Source organism: Mesorhizobium sp. WSM4821, from assembly GCF_055901555.1.
In genome coordinates this window covers 409,952-428,530 of the sequence record NZ_CM148371.1, presented here as the reverse complement: position 1 = coordinate 428,530, position 18,579 = coordinate 409,952, and the positions used below count along the sequence as shown (strand labels likewise).

The window sequence follows — 18,579 nt, the reverse complement described above, 5'->3', positions numbered from 1 at the left end:
CGAATATCCTCCCTTGAGCGTTGCATTCCATCGCCGCTGCGGGTCGTCTCAGGCCTGCAGCGAAGATTCTTCCTTATTGCTTGCCGTCGTGCGGGCGACGATCAGCGCCACACCGGCGGTTTCCAGCATCTTGGCCTCGCGATCCTCGATGCCGTCGTCGGTGATGACGATGGCGATGCGCGACAGGCCGCAGAGGATCAGGCTCGAGCGTTTGCGGAACTTCGAGGAGTCGACCAGCACCACCAACTCGTCGGCCTGGTCGATCAGTTTCTGCTCCGCCTGGATCAGCAGCGGATCGCCTTCCATCAGGCCCAACGGTCCGAGCCCCTGCGCGCCCATGAACATGCGGCGCGCATAGAAATTGCGCGTCACGTCGTTGTCGAAGGGGGACAGGATGATGTTCTGCTCGCGGTAGATGGTCCCGCCCGACAGCATCACCGTGTTCTTGGAATGCTTGAGCAGGTGCTCGGCGATCGGGAAGGAATTGGTGAAGATCGGCATGCGGCGGCCGGTCAGGAAATGCACCATCTGGAAAGTGGTGGTGCCGCCATTGACAATGATCGGCTCGCCGTCCTTGCAGAGGTCCACGGCTTCCCGTGCGATCGCCCGCTTCTGCGAAGCGTTGATCGTCTCGTTGACGGAAAAGGGCCGGCCGGCAAGGCCGATGAATTGCGGCGGGGTGATCGCCTCGGCGCCGCCACGCACGCGCCGTAGGCGCTTTTGCACATGCAACGCCGCGATGTCGCGCCGGATCGTCGCCTCGGACGAGTCCGTCAGGTCGACCATTTCCTGTACCGTCACCACAGGCTTTTCCTGGACGGCGGACAAAATGATCCTGTGGCGTTCTTTCTCGTGCATGGTTCCTCCCTGCCTGCACATCTAGGCACTCAAAACGCGCAGTGTCAATCATTTCCGATCATTAAATCCCATTGTGCAGCGCAATATGATCAATAATGATCGTTTATGATTGACAATCCAGCCGCTTCCGTGGACATTCGACCAAAGCTGACCCGCTATGCGGTGGCAATCGACCGCATCGTTTTGCGCGTCTCACGTCACGGGAGGATTACCTATGCTCGACAAGCGCTCCGGCACGCGCCTCGCCAATCTTTGGGATGAAGCGAAAGCCCTGGGGATGAGCGAACCGGAACGTCTCGTCTATCGCTCGAATGTTCTCGGCTCCGACAAGCGCGTTACCAACTATGGCGGCGGCAACACCTCCTCCAAGATATGGCAAAGGGATCCGCTCACCGGCGAGAGCGTGGAGGTGCTGTGGGTGAAGGGGTCGGGCGGCGACAGCGCCTCGATTAAAACAGACGGCTTCGCCACGCTCTATATGGACAAGCTGCGCGCGCTGAAGGGTCTGTATCGCGGCCTCGAGCACGAGGACGAGATGGTCGGCTATCTGCCCCACTGCACCTTCAATCTCAATCCGCGCGCGGCCTCGATTGACACGCCGCTGCACGCTTTCGTGCCGAAGCCCTATGTCGACCACATGCATCCCGACGCCATCATCGCCATTGCCGCCGCCAAGGATTCCAGAGCGCTGACCAAGGAGATTTTTGGTGACACGATCGGCTGGCTGCCATGGAAGCGTCCGGGCTTCGAGCTCGGCCTGTGGCTGGAAAAATTCTGCGTTGAAAACCCTGAGGCCAAGGGCGTCGTGCTGGCAAGCCATGGCCTGTTCACCTGGGGCGACACGCCTCGGGAATGCTACGAGACGACGATCTCGGTGATCAACCAGGCGATCGAGTGGTTCGAGCGCCGGTCCGAAGGTTTGCCGATCTTCGGCGGCGAGGCAGTCAAGTCGCTCGACGCGCCGGCGCGTCGCGCCGTGGCGGCGAAACTGATGCCAAGAATCCGCGGCCTGATCTCGGAGAAAAGCCACAAGCTCGGTCATTTCGACGATTCGCCCGCCGTGCTCGAATTCGTCAATTCGAAGGATTTGCGTCCGCTGGCCGCACTCGGCACCTCCTGCCCAGACCATTTCCTGCGCACCAAGATCCGGCCGCTGGTCATCGGGTTCGATCCCGAGAATCCCGATGTCGACGCCGTCATTGCCCGCCTAGCCGACGACGTGGCGGCGTATCGCGTTGGTTACCAGGCGTATTACGACCGCTGCAAGCATGCGGATTCGCCACCGGTGCGCGATCCGAACGCCGTGGTCTATCTGATGCCTGGCGTCGGCATGTTCACCTTCGCCGGCGACAAGGCGACGGCGCGCATATCGGGCGAGTTCTACGTCAACGCCATCAATGTCATGCGTGGCGCCTCGACGGTGTCGACCTATGTCGGCCTGCCCGAGCAGGAAGCCTTCGACATCGAATACTGGCTGCTCGAGGAGGCGAAGTTGCAGCGGCTGCCGAAACCGAAAGCGTTGGCCGGCCAGATCGCGCTGGTCACCGGCGGCGCCGGCGGCATCGGTCGGGCGACGGCCAACCGGCTGCTGCGCGAAGGCGCCTGCGTCGTGCTGGCCGATATAGACGAGACGGCCCTTGCCAGCGCCAATGACGAGCTTGCGAAAGCCTATGGCAAGGATTTCGTGCGGCCGCTGGCCATCAACGTCACATCAGAGGATCAGGTGATCTCCGGCTTTGCCGAGACGGCGGTTGAATTCGGCGGCATCGATATCCTGGTGTCGAATGCCGGCCTGGCGACGTCGGCGCCGATCGAGGAGACGACGCTGGCGTTGTGGAACAAGAACATGGACATCCTGTCGACCGGCTATTTTCTGGTTTCGCGGGAAGCCTTCCGGCTGTTCCGGGCGCAAAAGATCGGCGGCAACGTCGTCTTCGTCGCCTCCAAGAACGGTCTTGCCGCATCGCCCAATGCCGCCGCCTATTGCACGGCCAAGGCCGCCGAGATCCATCTGGCGCGCTGCCTGGCGCTGGAGGGCGCGGAAGCGCAGATCAGGGTCAATGTCGTCAATCCCGACGCCGTGTTGCGCGGCTCGAAGATCTGGACCGGCGAGTGGAAGGAGCAGCGCGCCGCCGCCTACAAGATGTCGACCGACGACCTGGAGGAACATTACCGCTCGCGCTCGATGCTGAAGCGCTCCGTGTTCCCCGAAGACATCGCCGAGGCGATCTATTTTTTCGCTTCCGACATGTCGGCCAAGTCGACCGGCAACATCGTCAATGTCGACGCGGGCAACGCGCAGAGCTTTACGCGGTAGGCAATCGCCTGAGAGTTGGCGCCAGCGCCGACGCATCCTCTTCTTCCCGCCCCTATACGGGGAGAAGGTGCCGGCAGGCGGATGAGGGGCAGCGCCGACCAACGCATACTGGGAGGAAACCACCATGTCCGAAACCATCATCTCCACCGACATCGTCGACAAAGATAACGCCGCGCGCGAGGCCGACCTCAAGCGCGATTACGACTCGCTCGGCGAGCGCCTCGACCGTCGCGGCATTGCCATCGACACCATTCGCGGCAGGGTCGAAAAATTCGCCGTGGCGATCCCGTCCTGGGGCGTCGGCACGGGCGGCACCCGCTTTGCCCGCTTTCCCGGCACCGGCGAGCCGCGCGACATCTTCGACAAGATCGAGGACTGCGCCGTCATCCGGCAACTGACGCAGGCCACACCCACCGTCTCGCTGCACATACCTTGGGACAAGGCCGATCCGAACCGGCTGAAACAGGCGGCGTCCCGTTTCGGCCTCGGCTTCGACGCCATGAATTCCAACACCTTCTCCGACGCCAGGGACCAGACGCTTTCCTATAAGTTCGGCTCGCTGTCGCATGCCGATGCCGCAACGCGCCGGCAGGCGATCGAGCACAATCTCGAATGCATCGAGATCGGCAGGACGCTGGGCTCCAGGGCGCTGACGGTGTGGATCGGCGACGGCTCGAATTTCCCCGGCCAGGTCAACTTCGCCAGGGCGTTCGAGCGCTATCTCGACGCGATGAAGGAGATCTACGCCGGACTGCCGGACGACTGGAAGCTGTTCACCGAGCACAAGATGTACGAGCCGGCCTTCTATTCGACCGTCGTGCAGGATTGGGGCACCAATTACATGATCGCCACCGAGCTCGGCGACAAGGCCTTCTGCCTGGTCGATCTCGGCCATCATGCGCCCAACGTCAACATCGAGATGATCGTGTCGCGGCTGATCCAGTTCAAAAAACTCGGCGGCTTCCATTTCAACGATTCGAAATATGGCGATGACGATCTCGACGCCGGCTCGATCGATCCCTACCGGCTGTTCTTGGTCTTCAACGAACTGGTCGATGCCGAGCTTGCCGGCGCCGAAGGTTTCGATCCGGCCCACATGCTCGACCAGAGCCACAATGTCACCGATCCGATCGAAAGCCTGATGCTGTCGGCGGTCGAGGTGCAGCGCGCCTATGCGCAGGCACTGCTGGTCGACCGCAGGGCGCTGGAAGGCTATCAGGACGCCAACGACGCCTTGATGGCGACGCAGGCGCTGAAAGCCGCCTATCGCACCGATATCGAGCCGATCCTCGCCATGGCGCGGCTGAACACCGGCGGCGCCATCGATCCGGTCGCCGCCTACCGCGCCGCCGGTTACCGGGCCAAGGTCGCGGCGGAACGGCCGGCGGTTGCGAGCGGCGGCGGCGGGATAGTTTGATATCAGCCCGAAACGAAAAACCCGCCTCGGGGCGGGTCATTGGCGCAACTCAGCACTATGAATAAATTCCTAGCATAGCTGCCGTCATCAGTCAAGTTGAAATTGCCCGGCCGATCCACGGATGCTCAGAATATATCGCGGCTGTCGCTTCGTGGGTCGTCGTCCACCAGGTGCGATTCGTAAATGCCGGCCCGTGCCGTTCGCCTCCAGGATCGGGCGATGTCTCCCGGATCGTTGTTGATGTCGACAACGGCAACTGAGGGTGTTCCATCCGCTGCACATTGTGCGGCCCATTGACCGCCGGGAGCAACGATCCCCGAAGGGGCAGTCATGCCATGTCGCGCGAGCACAGAGAAACTGATCCAGTAGCTGTTGCTTGCTGCGTGCCCCTGCGCCTCGGAAGCGAAAGGCAAGTCATTGGGGGAGGATTAGGATTGATGAAGCGGCCGGTGAGCCGTGCACCAATCCCTTTACGTTCCATTGCCATGGACTCGCCCGCTCCGACAGGGTCTTCTAGGCACATCCAACGCCCTTCGGAGAACGGCCATGCACCAAACCCGCCGAACGCTGATCGCCCTCGGTCTTTCCCTCACCTTGACCTTTGTGCCGCTGGCGGCCGCATTCGCCGCCTCGCCGCAGCCGGCGAAGGGCGAGCACGGCATGGTGGTGACCGCCCAGCATCTTGCGTCGGAAGTCGGTGTCGAAGTGCTGAAGAAGGGCGGCAATGCCGTCGATGCGGCGGTCGCCGTGGGCTACGCGCTGGCTGTGGTCTACCCGAACGCCGGCAATATCGGCGGTGGCGGCTTTATGACCATCCGCTTCAAGGACGGCCGCTCGACCTTTCTCGATTTCCGCGAGCGCGCGCCGCTCGCCTCGACGAAAACCATGTATCTCGACAACGACGGCAAGCCGGTGAAGGGCGCCAGCCTCGACGGCTATCTCGCGGTCGGCGTGCCGGGTTCGGTGGCCGGCTTCGAGATGGCGCGAGAGAAATACGGCACGCTGACGCGGCAGGATCTGATGGCGCCGGCGATCCGCTATGCCAGGGACGGCTTCGTGCTGGAGCAGGGCGATGTCGCCGCGCTCGAAGGCGGTGCCGAGCGGCTGGCGATGGACCCGGTCGCGGCCGCCATCTTCCTGAAGCCGGACGGCAAGCCTTATGCCATCGGCGAGCGCCTTATTCAGGCCGATCTCGCAGCCGCGCTCTCGGCCATTTCGGACCAAGGTCGCGATGCCTTCTACAAGGGGGCCATCGCCGACGCCATCGTCAAGGCGAGCGCGGAGAAGGGCGGCATTCTGGCCAAGGCGGATTTCGAGGCCTACGCGGTCCGCGAACTCGAGCCGGTGACCTGCAACTACCGTGGCTATGAGATCACCTCCTCGCCGCCGCCGAGTTCCGGTGGCGTCATCATCTGCGAGATACTCAACGTGCTGGAGGGCTATCCACTGTCCTATCTCGGCGCCGGTTCCGCCGAGACCGTTCGAATCATGGTCGAGGCGATGCGCCATGCCTATGTCGACCGCAACTCGGCGCTCGGCGATCCCGACTTCGTCGACAATCCGGTCGAAAAGCTGCTCGACAAGAACTATGCGAAGGAAATCCGCGAAAAGATCGATCCGTTCCGGGCCGGCGTCTCGCAGGATCTGATGCCGAAGGGTTTTGGCGAGAGCCAGGAGACGACGCATTATTCGATCGTCGACAATGACGGCAACGCCGTCGCGGTGACCTATACGCTGAACGGTTCGTTCGGCGCCGCCGTCGTCGCCGACGGCACCGGCATCCTGCTCAACAACGAGATGGACGATTTCACCCAGAAACCGGGTGTGCCCAATCTCTACGGCCTTGTCCAGGGCGAGGCGAACGCGATCGAGCCGAGGAAAACGCCGCTGTCGTCGATGAGCCCGACCATCGTCGCCAAGGACGGCAAGCCGTTCATGGTCATAGGCAGTCCCGGCGGCTCACGCATCATCACCATCACGCTGGAAGCGATCGTCAATGTCGTCGATCACGGCATGAACATCCAGGAAGCGGTCGACGCGCCGCGCATCCACCACCAGTGGCTGCCCGACACGGTCTCTATCGAACCGTTCGGCCTGTCGCCGGATACCGAAAAACTGCTTGCCGGCATGGGCTACCGCCTCGATGTCACTGACACGACCTGGGGCCAGGCGGCCGGCATCCTGGTTGGCGGCAAGAGCCTGGCCGACATCGAGAAGGGCGGCGGCGCCCGCTACAACGGCGCCATCGACAGCCGCGCCGCGTCCGGCAAGGCCATCGGATACTAGATTTCGTGCGCTCCGGGTCCGTTAAGATTCAGGTCAGCCACCTGAATAGCGGCAGAGCCGTCAGATGACCAAGGTGATCGTGGACGCGATCAGCATCACGGCCGCGATGCCGACGAACAAGGCATAGATACGCGGCCGGTCGAGCAGGAGCGCATTTCCCGATATCCACGCCGCGGTGGCGCCGCCAAGCGCGTAGAGGAAGCCGTTACGATGCCCAAAAGTCAGGGATGCGGCCATCAGGCCGCCAATGACGAGAGCGCCGAACACGATGATCACGGCGACCGCGTATTTCTCGAAGTCGTTGCTGCCCACAGCCGGACCCATCACGTTCAACGTCGACAGATCGTCCGGGTCGAACGGGTTGGCCGCCCCATACTCGTCTTGACCGACAGGCTCGCGCATCATTCATTCTCCTTGAAGCGGCAACAAATCATCAAGCCTTGCCGAGCGCAACCGGATCGCGCCGCGTTCACTGCGATCGGCACGGTCTTCAACACTTTCTGGCGCCAGCATGCCACTGTTTTTTGAATCCATGCCGGATCGTCCTGCCGCAGCAGGCGATCTGTCGTCGAACTCATGGCTGAACTGGTAGCCGATCGAACCATGGTCGGCACCGAAGCGGTCGAAGTCGGGCGAGCCGGTGAAGAAATTGCGCGGCAGATTGCCATACTCCGCCGGCAGAAACTGCTCGAAGGGGACGCACAGCTTCCTATCGGACCTGACGACGACCGCGCGCAAGTGCCGCCCAAGGCGGGTTTTGATTTTGGCGGAGAAGGCGGCCGGCGCCACTTTTGGGGGGGCGTGGGGTAGGTTGCCTGATCGGCGCCGGCCTAGCGGAAATCAGGTCCGCCGCAAGGAAACCTAACATGCGCGACAAGGTGTGACAGTGGTGTGATCACGTAAGCTCGTTCGCGCTCCCTCAGTGACATTGGGTTTGAACTTGCCGACTCAAGTCGGCTTCGCGCCTCATGTCGTTCAACTCGACATACGCGGCGCATGAACTCGACATACGCGGCGCATGAAAAAGGACGCCCGACAACGAAATTCGACTCCGCACTTTTTGCGCAGACGCCGGCGATACGGCCAGGAAGGTCTGCCGCCCGCCGCAGAGTGGTCCGTGCGCTAACTCGGGTTCTCCAAGCGGTTTGTTTTGCGCCACTCCTCGTACTCCCCGCGGGCATCGTCATGCAGCGGATAATAGCGCTGCAATGGCGCCCCCTCCATGAGCTTCACTCGTGAGAACTCCTCCCAATCGTGATGCTTCCGTGATTCTTCGATCACCTCTGCGGCCATTGCGACGGGAAGCACCACCACCCCGTCGTCGTCGGCGACGATGATGTCGCCGGGGATCACCGTCACACCGCCGCAGGCAATTGGAACATTGACGGCATTGGGATAGATGCTGGTCTGCACATGGTAGTTGGGCGTCCAGCCGCGCAGCCATAGGGGCAGATCGAGCTTTTCGACATTAGGCCGGTCGCGCATGCACCCGTCGATGACGATACCCGCGCCGCCTCTGCCCTTGAAATACGTCGACATCATATCGCCGAAGACGCCCGAGCTCATGTCGCCGCGCGCGTCGACCACCACCACATCGCCCTCCTGCGCGTGGTAGAGCACGTGCCGGTGCAATTGCGTCTCCGGATCGGCATACTCCCCCTCGGTAAAGAGGTCCGGCCGCTGCGGGAGGAACTGCAGCGTCAGCGCCGGCCCGACGATCGATTTCCCGTGGTTCTGCGCCACCGGGCCGACCATGTGCGGATTGCGAAAGCCCATGTGGCCAAGCGTGCCGGCAACGGTTGCGGCGCCGATCTCCCTGAGTGCGTCGACCAAGTCTTTCGGCGGCCTCGTGATATCGGGGGTGTGCGTCATGATGGACTCCGGTTGAAAGGGGGTTACCAGTTCGTAACAGAACCGTCGCGGCGCTTAAGGTGAGGCGCTTCCCAGAAACGCAAGCTCTCCGCCTGGACCGCCGCTTCGTTGACCTCGACGCCGAGCCCCGGCAGATCGCTGACCGGATAATCGGGGCCGTCGAGCCGTGGTTGCACGGGGAAGAAGTCGGAATTGTCGAAGCCCAACTTTATTTCGGGCACCCTGGTCTCGAGCCACGCGAAGTTGGGTACCGCGGCGGCGAGATGCACGCTCGCGGCCGTGCACACTGGACCAAGCGGATTGTGGGGCATCAGGTCCACATAGTGCGCTTCGCTCCAGCCAGCGACTTTCATCGCCTCGGTGAGCCCGCCGACATTGCAAACATCGAGCCGGTTGAACTGGTGGATGCCGCGCTCGATGTAGGGCAGGAACTGCCACTTGCTGGCAAATTCCTCGCCGATGGCAAAGGGGATGTCGGTCATCGTACGCAGGGATTCGTAGGCCTCCGGTGTCTCGTCCCGTATCGGCTCCTCGAGGAAGTCAAGCACGCCGCGGCCGAGCTTGTTGCAGAAGCTCGCCGCCTCTGCCACCGACAGCCGATGATGATAGTCGATGCCGAGGACGACGTCGTCGCCCAGTGCCTCGCGCGCCTTGTTCAGCATGTTCGCGGTGGCGCCGATCGACTCGCGGGGCTCGAAGATGTCCCTGCTGTTTTGCCCGATCGGGAAGAAGCGGATCGCCTGCCACCCCTGTGCACTTAGTTCGCGGGCTCGTTCGATGGCAACATCGCCCTCGGCCTCGTCTCCCGTCGAGGCGAAGGTGGGGATGCGGTCGCGCTGCTTGCCGCCTAGCAGTTCGTAGACCGCCACCCCCAGCGCCTTGCCCTTGATGTCGTGAAGGGCGATATCGATGGCGGAAATCGCCGCCTGCAGAACTCGCCCGCCTTCGAAGTACTGGCTGCGATAAACTTCCTGCCAGATCCGGCCAATCTGCATCGGGTCGCGACCGATGAGAAACTCGCGATAGTGCTCGACCGCGCCGGCCACGGCCCTCTCGCGACCGCTCAAGCCGCTCTCGCCCCAGCCGAAGATGCCTTGGTCAGTCTCGATCTTGACGAGCATCTGATTGCGCGTTCCAACCCACACCGGATAGGGCTTGATCGCGGTGATCTTAAGCTTCGTAGTCATCCACGCCTACGTTCTACACGCATCCGCCCTGTCTCAGTTGGCCTTGAGGGCCATTTCAGTTTCGCCGTCGAACAGATGCATCCGTTCCTGGTCGAACTCGAGCCAGATATGCTCGTCGGGCGCGACGGCGATGTTGGGGGACACACTGATGTTGACGATGGCGCCGGAGAGGAACGCCTGCACGAAGGTGACGTCTCCGGTTGGTTCCACCGTATAGGCCTTGGCCGGAATGGCACCGGGGACCGCGCTCTTGTGCAGCTTGATCGTCGAATGTCGCGCTCCGAGCACAACCTTCCCAGTCGTTGTTCTCGCGACCTTCTGGACGTTGCGCGGCGAGAGCTGAAGGCTCCAGCCCTCCGCGCTGGTCAACACGGTGTTGCCGTTTGCCGTCGATGCTTCCAGCGGAATAAGACTCATCGCTGGACTGCCGATAAAGCTGGCGACGAACATGTTCACCGGATGGGCAAAGACCTGCGCCGGCGAATCGTATTGCTGCAGATAGCCGCCGTTCATCACGGCCATCCTGTCTGCCATGGTCACGGCTTCGAGCTGGTCGTGCGTCACATAGATGATTGTCGCCTTCAGGTCCTGATGGAACCGCTTGATTTCGGACCGCATCTGCACGCGCAGCTTTGCGTCGAGATTGGAGAGCGGCTCGTCCATCAGGAATACCGCCGGGTCTCGAACGAGGGCGCGGCCCAGGGCCACCCGCTGCTGTTGTCCGCCTGAGAGTTCACGAGGCTTGCGCTCGAGGAGTTCGGTCATGTCGAGCACGCGTGCCGCTTCTTTGACCTTCTTGTCGATCTCGTCCCTGGGCAGTTTGCGCATCTGCAGCGGGAACGCCAGGTTCTTGTAGACCGATTTCTGCGGGTATAGCGCGTAGTTCTGGAACACCATTGCGATGTCCCGGTCCTTGGGGTCGAGGTCGTTGACCACCCGGTCCCCGATGACGATGTCGCCCGATGTGATCGGGGTCAGCCCCGCGACGAGATTGAGCGTGGTTGTCTTGCCGCAACCTGAAGGCCCGACCAGCGCGACGAACTCACCGTCATTGACCGTCAGCGAAACGTCGTTGACAGCTTTGAAAGTGCCATAGGTCTTGACGAGATCTTTGAGGACCACGTGGGCCATCGGCAACTCCCTAGTGCTTGACCGCGCCTTCCGTAAGGGCGCGTACGAAGTATCGTTGCAGGACGAGGAACAGCACCACGACGGGCACGCTCATCATAAAGCTGGCCGCCATCAGGCCCGGAAAGTCCGTCGTATTTTCCGAGAAGAAGCGCTGGATGCCGACCGGCAGGGTCAACTGCTCGTTCTTGGAGAGGAAGGTGTAGGCGTAGATGTACTCGTTCCACGCGCCGATGAAGGAATAGATCGCGGTAGCGATGATCCCCGGCGTCGACAGAGGCATCACGATCAGGATGAAGGCCTGGAACCGCGTTGCGCCATCGATGCGCGCCGCCTGCTCGAGCTGCACCGGGATGTTGTCGTAAAAGCCCTTGAGCAGCCAGATCGCCAGCGGCAGGCCGAAGGTGAGATAGGTGAGAATCAGCGAGCCATGCGTGTTCATCAGCCCGAGCACGCGCATCAGGATGAACAGTGGCACCAGAAAGATCACCGCCGGGAACATGTTGCGCAGCAGAACGGCGAAGAACAGAAAGTTCCGGCCGGGGAAACTGAAGCGCGAGAACGCGTAGGCCGCGGGGACGGCTACGATCACGGAAAGGATTGTCGTGACGGTCGACACGAAAAGGCTGTTCCAGAAGAAGCGGAGAAAGTCCTGGCCGACGCTGTTCTGCGGATCGAGCAGCTTCTGGTAGCTGGCGAGGGTAGGCTCGTCCGGCCACCATTGCGGCGGGAACTGCGTCGCCGCGAACCCGGACTTGATCGAGGTGATCAGCATCCAGATCATCGGCACCGCGGTGTAAAGCAGCATGAATGCGAGGAAGATGCGCCCGGCCCACCGCCATCCGTCGACGCGCAAGCGGCGACGGGTCCGGTCTCGAGAGGCTGTCTCGGCAATCGTGCTCATGCGCTCCCCTCTTTCCGCTCGTTGCCGGTCAGCGCACGGACGTAGAAGTAGCCCAGCGTCATCAGGGTGAGGAACAGGAGCACCGAATAGGCCGATGCCACACCCCAGCGCTGCCGGCCGAAGGCGAGCTCGTAAATGTGGGTTATCCAGATATGCGATGCGTTCGACGGCCCGCCGCCGGTCATGATCCAGGGGATGATGAAGGAATTGAAGTTGGCCACTGCAAGCAGCAGGATGGTCACCACCGAGACGTTGCGCAGGTGCGGGAAGGTGACGTGCCAGAAGCGCTGCCATGCATTGGCCCCGTCGACTTTTGCGGCGCGCAGCAACTGGTCGGGGACTGTCTGCAGGCCGGCCATCATCATGATCATGGCAAACGGAAACTCGCGCCAGATATTGACGACGATCAAGGAGGGCAGCACCGTGCTGACGTTGTCGATGAAATTCGGCGGCCGGTCGGCCAATCCGAGGCCGACCAGCACCGCGCCGATGATCCCGAAGTCCGAATGGTAGATCCACTTCCAGATATAGGAGGCAGCGACCGCGCTGATGACCCAGGGAATGATCAGGGTGGCGCGCAATATGCCACGGCCGATAAAGTCGCGGTGGAGCGCCAGCGCGGTGGCAAACCCGAGGACAAAGGAAATCAAAGTGGATCCCAGTGTCCAGATCAGAGTGTTCCAGGTGACTGTCCAGAACACCTCGCTGGTGAGGATGGTCGTGTAGTTGTCGAAGCCGATGAAGGTCCTGTCACGGAGCTGCAGCCCAGGCGGCGTCTTGAAGAACGACAGCTCGACCGTGTAGTAGATCGGATAGGCGATGACGATGAGCATCACGGCGATCGCGGGAAGCACGTACGCGTAGTCGGCGCGATGCTCCCAGATACTCCGCGGCACGCCGGATCTACCGGATTGCAATCTTCGGCGAGCCTCGGCCTTGCCGGTCACGATCGTCACTGTGGCGTGCCCTTGTTCTTCGGAACGGACCGGCTGCACTATCGGCGCAGCCGGTCGGATCACAGGTCAGGCTTGGACTGAAGCAATTCAAGGAAAAGCGTGAAACGGTTTTCCGTCCGGAATTGCGTCAAAACAAACGGATAGAGCAGTTCACCGTTTCCGTGAAACGGTGAACCGTTCTAGAGTCCGCCCATCAGCTCCTTTACCCTCTTGGCCGCGTCGTCCGCTGCCTGGTCGACGGTCATCGCTCCGGTCAGGGCATTCTGCAGCATGTCCGGGACGATGATGTTCATGATCTCGGGGGCCTGCGGCAGCGCCGGGAACGGGATGCCGTATGGCAGCATCGAGGTCGTGACATCGAGGAACTCGATGTTGTCGAGGCGTTCCTTCATCCATTTGGTCTTGAAGCCGTTGAGGTTGCCCGGGTTCGAGCCGGCGTAGGCCATCTTCAGCGACCATTCAGGGCTCGTCCACATGCAGATGATGGCCTTTGCAGCCGGCTCGTCTACCTTGCCGCCCTCGACATATTCGGGCTTCAGGATGTGAATGTTCGAGCCGCCGAACACGACGGCGCGCTTGCCGTCGGGACCAGTCGGAATCAGGCCGTAGCGCATGTTGTCGATGACGGTCTGCGCCTTGTCCTTGTCGGTGCCCGTCGCCTTCTTCTGCAGGTCGAGCATCACGTCGTAGTCGGACGGGTGCGAGATCATCATGCCAAGCTGGCCGGCGACGAACAGGGGCTGGTTATCGGCCTGCTGGTTGGTGAGTGCCGAAACCGGAACCGACTTGTCGCGAACGTACATGTCGTACGAGGCTTGCAGCGCCGCCTTGCTCTGCGGGCTGTCGAGCTGGACCTCCTCATAGGTCGGGTCCGCGGTGGCTTCGTCGAAGACGCCGCCGCCATAGGCCCACAGCTGTGGCATGAAGCGGTACGGCGTATTGCCGGCATTCTTGCGAGCCACGAGGCCGTAGCCGGCAATGCCGAGCTTGTCGTGGATCTGCTTGGAATATTTGACGACGTCGCCCCAGGTTGCCGGCGGCTTGTCCGGATCGAGGCCCGCCCGCTTGAAGATGTCGGCGTTCCAGATGAATGCCATCGTCTCGTTGTTGGTCGGAATGCCGTAGGTTACGCCTTCCCAGGTCACGGCCTTCATGGCGCCGGGCCAGAAATCATCTGTGGAATAGCCCACATCCTCGGGCTTGAGCGGCTCCAGATAGCCCTTTGACGCGAACTCGGTACCACCCAGGATTTGCAGGCGGACCGCCATCGGCGCGGCATTGCCCAGGAGCGCCGTGCGGAACTTGTCAAGAAGGTCGTTATAAGTGAGGGCTTGCTCCTCGAGCTGGATATTCGGATAGGTCTTGCGGAAGGTCTCGAAGAAATCCTTGTAGTACTGGCGCAGCAGGTCGGGGTCGCCCTCGAACACGCCCTGATACCAGAAAGTCAGCCGCCCCTTGTAGTCGAGCGGGGTGACCTTGGCGCAATCGCCCGCCGTGTCAAAATCCTGTGTGCCCGCTATGGAGCGCACATATTCCGGCGACCACTTGTTCAGGTCGACCGGCGGCGCGGCCAGCGCCGATGTGGACATCAGCGATGCCATCAAAGCGGTGACGACAGTGCCGCGCAGGACCGCACTGCCGAGTGTAATCCTCGTCATAGGTATCCTCCTGGTTCTCCCATGCCGCTCTGCACCGGGGCAAGCGGTCCTTGCTTGTTCGACCGCCGGGATGCGCCTTTCTGCTCTATGTATCCCTTTGATCACTTCATACGTTTTCAGATCGTGGATTGCCTGTCAACGAGTTGGATCGTACATTGTTTGGGGAATCTGCGCGTGATATCGGGCAGTACGTGTATGATAAAAGGAGCCGGCCTTGGCCGAAATAAGCGATTTCAAAGCCATGCCACCTGTGGGGATTGATCCCATCGGAGCCTCCAGCGAGGGCGCCTCGCTTTATGAACGGATCAGGGAAGACATCATTGAGGGACGGCTCGCCGCCAACGAACGGCTTGTGGTCACCGATCTCGCCCGGCGTCACGGCACCTCGACCAACCCGGTGCGCGAGGCGCTGCAGCTGTTGCGTGGGGAGGGCTTCGTCACCTTTGTCGCCAACCGCGGGGCGCGCGTCCGACCCATCGATCAGGATTTTGTCCGGGACATCTACGAGATCGGTGTTCTGATCGAGCCGGCCCTGACGCGATGGTTCGTGAATATGGCCACCGGCGAGGACATCGCCGAACTCGAACGTATCCAGGGCCTGATCGAAGAGAACAACTTCGCCGACACCTTCAGGCACAGTGAGCTGGATACCGCCTTCCACACCGTGATGTACCAGCGCCACTATAACCGCCATGCCGCCGAGCTTTGGTGGAAGCATCGCGAAGTGCTGCGAGCCGTGAGCCGGCGTTTCAACTTCACGCTCGCGCGACGGGCCGCGATCATGCGCGAGCACCGCGAACTCATCGCACTCGTAAAGGCAGGAGATGCCGACAAGGCGGCCGAACTCGTTTCCCGCCATGTCGAGGGTTCCGGCCGCCATATTCTCGAACAGATGCGTGCGCGCAACGCCGCTCGGGCCGGATAGGACCAGGGTCCAGTCTAGAACATCGTTAGCCTGACCATTTCAGACAGAGGTATGAGATGAAAATCACAAGCATTCGGCCGTGGCTGATCAAGTCCGATGCTTCTTATTGGGGAGAGTTCCTGTTCGTCGAGGTGATGACCGACGAGGGGGTGAGTGGCTGGGGAGAGATCACTACCACTACAAGGCTCGCCAACCGCGCGCTCTGCACGATCCTTCGGCAGATTGGCGTCGCCGTGACAGGCGAGGATCCAGCACGTATCGAGCATCTCTGGCACAAGATTTTCCGCAGCTTCACCTACATGGGCAGCCGCGGCGCCGCCGTCGAATGCGTGAGCGCCATCGATATAGCCCTCTGGGACATCCGGGGCAAAGTCCTGGGCAAGCCGATCTACGAGCTGCTGGGCGGACCGGTACGCGATGAAATCGCGCTCTACACTCATCCCAACCAGGCCAAATTCACCAGCAAGGAGGCGGTGGTGCGCGAAATCTTGGACATCGTCGAGTCCGGACACACGGCGCTCAAGTTCGATCCTTACCCCCATCAGGGCCGCAGCGCCGATGGCCTGTCCCGCGAACAGCGGGACGGCTACCTCGATGGCGGCATGACCCGCAAGGACGAGCGCGAAGCCGCCGAACTCACGGCTCTGATCCGCGAAACGACGGGGCCCGATGTCGACATCCTCATCGATGCGCATGGCCGCTTCGATGTTCCCACCGCCATTCGCCTCTGCCGGAGTCTCGAGGAAGCCGGCCAGATCGACTGGTTTGAGGAGCCCTGCCCGCCCGAGAGCCTCAACGCCCTCAAGCAGGTGCGTGAGAAGGTCAGTGCCGCCATCTCGTGGGGCGAGCGCGGCCACACGAAGTGGGATTTCGTGCCGGTGCTCGAGAACAAGCTCGCTGACTACATCATGCCTGACGTCACCTGGACCGGCGGCATTACCGAGCTCAAGAAGATTTCCGCCCTGTGCGAAGCCTACTACATCCCGGTCTCGCCACACGACGCCGCGGGACCGATCAACGTGGTTGCGGGGGCGCAGGTGATGATGACCGTTCCCAACTTCTACAAACTCGAAACGTCGGAGTGGAACCTGGGCAAATACGATCACCTCATCGACAGACCGCTCGACAATTCGAACGGCAGCCTCAAGCTGACGTCGAAGCCTGGACTCGGTATCGAGATGAACCGCGACTACCTGCAGGCCCACGAGATTGAGCTGGGCTAGCAATGCCCTATGCCGGCCCAGCGTGCCGGGCGACAAGCGCCGCCTGCCAGAACGAGGATAAGTCATGCCAAAGACGGATGGGGCCGACGAGGCGCTCAATCGGGTGAACACGAATTCCAAGCCATCCCAGCTTCGCATCACCGACATGCGGGTGGCCGAAATCGTCGGTGCGCCGTTTACCTCGGCGCTGCTCAAGATTTACACCAACCAGGGCCTCGTCGGGCTTGGCGAGGTCCGCGACGGTGCCAGCGCAACCTACGCGCTGATGCTGAAGAGCCGGCTGCTGGGCGAAAATCCCTGCGATGTCGACCGCCTGTTCCGCCGAATCAAACAGTTCGGCGGCCATGGGCGGCAGGGCGGCGGCGTGTCGGCGGTCGAACTCGCGCTCTGGGATCTCGCCGGCAAAGCCTACGGCGTCCCGATCTACCAGATGCTAGGCGGAAAGTTTCGCGACAAGGTGCGCATCTATTGCGATACCGACGCTGAGAAACCGAGCGGCACCGAAACCGGAAAGCGCCTCAAGGAGCGCATGGACCGCGGTTTCACCTTCCTCAAGATGGACCTGGGTTTGATGCAGATCGCCCATGTCCCGGGCGCCGTCGTCGCGCCCGCCGGGGTGCTCGAAGGGTTTCGCGCCAATCCACGCGGCCGTGGCGGCGCGCTCGAGGAGCGCAAGGCTCGTAATCTCGCCTACGATGCGCAGAACGTGCAGCACCCGTTCACGGGCCTGCATTTCACCGAAAAGGGTATCGACCTGCTCGAGCAGTATATCCACGAGGTCCGCGAGGTGATCGGATACGAGATCCCGCTCGCCATCGACCATGTCGGCCACATCTCGCTGCAAGACGGCATTCGTCTCGCCCGGCGGATCGAGAAATATGCACCGGCTTGGCTCGAGGACGTGATCCCTTGGCAGTATACCGAGCAGTATCGGCAGTTGCAGCAGGCTACGTCCGTGCCGATCTGCACGGGCGAGGACATCTACCTCAAGGAAGGCTTCGAGCCGCTGCTCAACTCAGGCATCTCGGTCATCCATCCGGACTTGCTGACCACCGGCGGCATCCTCGAGACCAAGAAGATCGGCGACGCGGCACAGGACCGTGGCGTCGCCATGGCGATCCATATGGCGGAAAGTCCAATCGCGGCAATGGCTGCGGCACATGTCGCGACCGCAACCGAAAACTTCATGGCGCTCGAATTTCACTCCGTCGATGTCGACTGGTGGGACGATATCGTCACCGGCGTTCCCAAGCCGCTCGTGCAGGACGGCTTTATCACTGTTCTGGACAAGCCGGGCCTGGGGATCGACGACGTGATCGACGAGGTAATCTCGCTGCACCTGCAACCGGGTGTCACGGGGATATGGCAATCCACCGAGCATTGGGACAATGAATATAGCTGGGACCGGACCTGGAGTTAGCCCAGACCCCTTCCCTCAGGCTCACAGGGCCAACGACCGACCATTCGTGTCGACCCCTCCCAAGGGAGAGGCGAAGAAAGAAACGGACGAAACCATGATCTACGAACTGCGTATCTATGACTGCCTGCCGGGCAGGCTGCCGGCTTTGCTCAAGCGCTTTTCCGACCAAACGCTGGCCATCTGGGAGAGGCATGGCATCCGCCAAGCCGGGTTTTTCACCACGGCGATCGGCGAAAGCAGCAATCGCCTCACCTATTTCCTCGCCTGGGAATCGCTGGCCGAGCGTGAGGCGAAATGGGCGGCTTTCGTCACCGATCCGGCATGGCACAGAGCCCGGGACGAGTCTGAGCGCGACGGGCAGATCATTGCCAATATCAGCAGCCAGCTGCTCACGCCGACAGCTTTCTCGTCTGTGAAATAGGATTGCG

At 61.8% G+C, this 18,579-nt stretch carries 16 protein-coding genes; 7 read left to right on the top strand and 9 right to left on the bottom strand.

Annotated elements, in window-relative coordinates:
• Positions 1 to 48 precede the first annotated feature (48 nt).
• Positions 49 to 858, bottom strand: coding sequence for a DeoR/GlpR family DNA-binding transcription regulator (locus tag AC0NID_RS01920; protein ID WP_473458708.1), 810 nt, complete (start codon positions 856 to 858; stop codon positions 49 to 51).
• Between the two features lie 214 nt (positions 859 to 1,072).
• Here AC0NID_RS01920 and AC0NID_RS01915 point away from each other — a divergent pair, with 214 nt between their 5' ends.
• From AC0NID_RS01915 to ggt, 3 genes are all read left to right on the top strand, one after another.
• On the top strand, positions 1,073 to 3,175 hold the full coding sequence (locus AC0NID_RS01915; protein ID WP_473458710.1) for a bifunctional rhamnulose-1-phosphate aldolase/short-chain dehydrogenase: 2,103 nt from the start codon (positions 1,073 to 1,075) through the stop codon (positions 3,173 to 3,175).
• 124 nt (positions 3,176 to 3,299) lie between these two features.
• Positions 3,300 to 4,592: an L-rhamnose catabolism isomerase gene (rhaI, locus tag AC0NID_RS01910; protein ID WP_473458712.1), complete on the top strand. Its 1,293-nt coding sequence runs from the start codon at positions 3,300 to 3,302 to the stop codon at positions 4,590 to 4,592.
• Positions 4,593 to 5,138: 546 nt separating this feature from the next.
• Entirely contained in the window at positions 5,139 to 6,878 is a 1,740-nt protein-coding gene (gene ggt, locus AC0NID_RS01905; protein WP_473458714.1) for a gamma-glutamyltransferase, read from the top strand.
• A gap of 60 nt (positions 6,879 to 6,938) precedes the next feature.
• On the opposite strand, the gene AC0NID_RS01900 is transcribed toward ggt, so the two are convergent.
• The 8 genes from AC0NID_RS01900 to AC0NID_RS01865 all read right to left on the bottom strand — a co-directional run bounded on the left by AC0NID_RS01900 (position 6,939) and on the right by AC0NID_RS01865 (position 14,583).
• Positions 6,939 to 7,283, bottom strand: a complete 345-nt coding sequence (locus AC0NID_RS01900) for a hypothetical protein (RefSeq protein WP_473458716.1) — start codon at positions 7,281 to 7,283, stop codon at positions 6,939 to 6,941.
• A complete protein-coding gene (locus AC0NID_RS01895; protein ID WP_473458718.1) occupies positions 7,284 to 7,616 on the bottom strand; it encodes a hypothetical protein in 333 nt (110 codons plus the stop codon).
• A 384-nt stretch (positions 7,617 to 8,000) separates the two neighbouring features.
• Complete coding sequence (locus tag AC0NID_RS01890; RefSeq protein WP_473458720.1) at positions 8,001 to 8,750, bottom strand: ribonuclease activity regulator RraA; 750 nt, start codon at positions 8,748 to 8,750, stop codon at positions 8,001 to 8,003.
• Positions 8,751 to 8,773: 23 nt separating this feature from the next.
• On the bottom strand, positions 8,774 to 9,937 hold the full coding sequence (locus tag AC0NID_RS01885; RefSeq protein WP_473458722.1) for a mandelate racemase/muconate lactonizing enzyme family protein: 1,164 nt from the start codon (positions 9,935 to 9,937) through the stop codon (positions 8,774 to 8,776).
• 33 nt (positions 9,938 to 9,970) lie between these two features.
• On the bottom strand, positions 9,971 to 11,068 hold the full coding sequence (locus AC0NID_RS01880; RefSeq protein ID WP_473458724.1) for an ABC transporter ATP-binding protein: 1,098 nt from the start codon (positions 11,066 to 11,068) through the stop codon (positions 9,971 to 9,973).
• Positions 11,069 to 11,078: 10 nt separating this feature from the next.
• Complete coding sequence (locus AC0NID_RS01875; RefSeq protein WP_473458726.1) at positions 11,079 to 11,969, bottom strand: carbohydrate ABC transporter permease; 891 nt, start codon at positions 11,967 to 11,969, stop codon at positions 11,079 to 11,081.
• Complete coding sequence (locus tag AC0NID_RS01870; protein WP_473458728.1) at positions 11,966 to 12,925, bottom strand: carbohydrate ABC transporter permease; 960 nt, start codon at positions 12,923 to 12,925, stop codon at positions 11,966 to 11,968. Before AC0NID_RS01870 ends, AC0NID_RS01875 begins: the two co-directional genes overlap by 4 nt.
• A gap of 179 nt (positions 12,926 to 13,104) precedes the next feature.
• Positions 13,105 to 14,583: an ABC transporter substrate-binding protein gene (locus AC0NID_RS01865; RefSeq protein WP_473458730.1), complete on the bottom strand. Its 1,479-nt coding sequence runs from the start codon at positions 14,581 to 14,583 to the stop codon at positions 13,105 to 13,107.
• A 214-nt stretch (positions 14,584 to 14,797) separates the two neighbouring features.
• On the opposite strand from AC0NID_RS01865, the gene AC0NID_RS01860 reads away from it, so the two are divergent.
• From AC0NID_RS01860 to AC0NID_RS01845, 4 genes are all read left to right on the top strand, one after another.
• Entirely contained in the window at positions 14,798 to 15,508 is a 711-nt protein-coding gene (locus AC0NID_RS01860; RefSeq protein WP_473458732.1) for a GntR family transcriptional regulator, read from the top strand.
• A 56-nt stretch (positions 15,509 to 15,564) separates the two neighbouring features.
• Complete coding sequence (locus tag AC0NID_RS01855; protein WP_473458734.1) at positions 15,565 to 16,731, top strand: mandelate racemase/muconate lactonizing enzyme family protein; 1,167 nt, start codon at positions 15,565 to 15,567, stop codon at positions 16,729 to 16,731.
• 64 nt (positions 16,732 to 16,795) lie between these two features.
• A complete protein-coding gene (locus tag AC0NID_RS01850; protein ID WP_473458736.1) occupies positions 16,796 to 18,151 on the top strand; it encodes a mandelate racemase/muconate lactonizing enzyme family protein in 1,356 nt (451 codons plus the stop codon).
• A 94-nt stretch (positions 18,152 to 18,245) separates the two neighbouring features.
• A complete protein-coding gene (locus AC0NID_RS01845) occupies positions 18,246 to 18,572 on the top strand; it encodes an NIPSNAP family protein (protein ID WP_473458738.1) in 327 nt (108 codons plus the stop codon).
• Positions 18,573 to 18,579 lie beyond the last annotated feature (7 nt).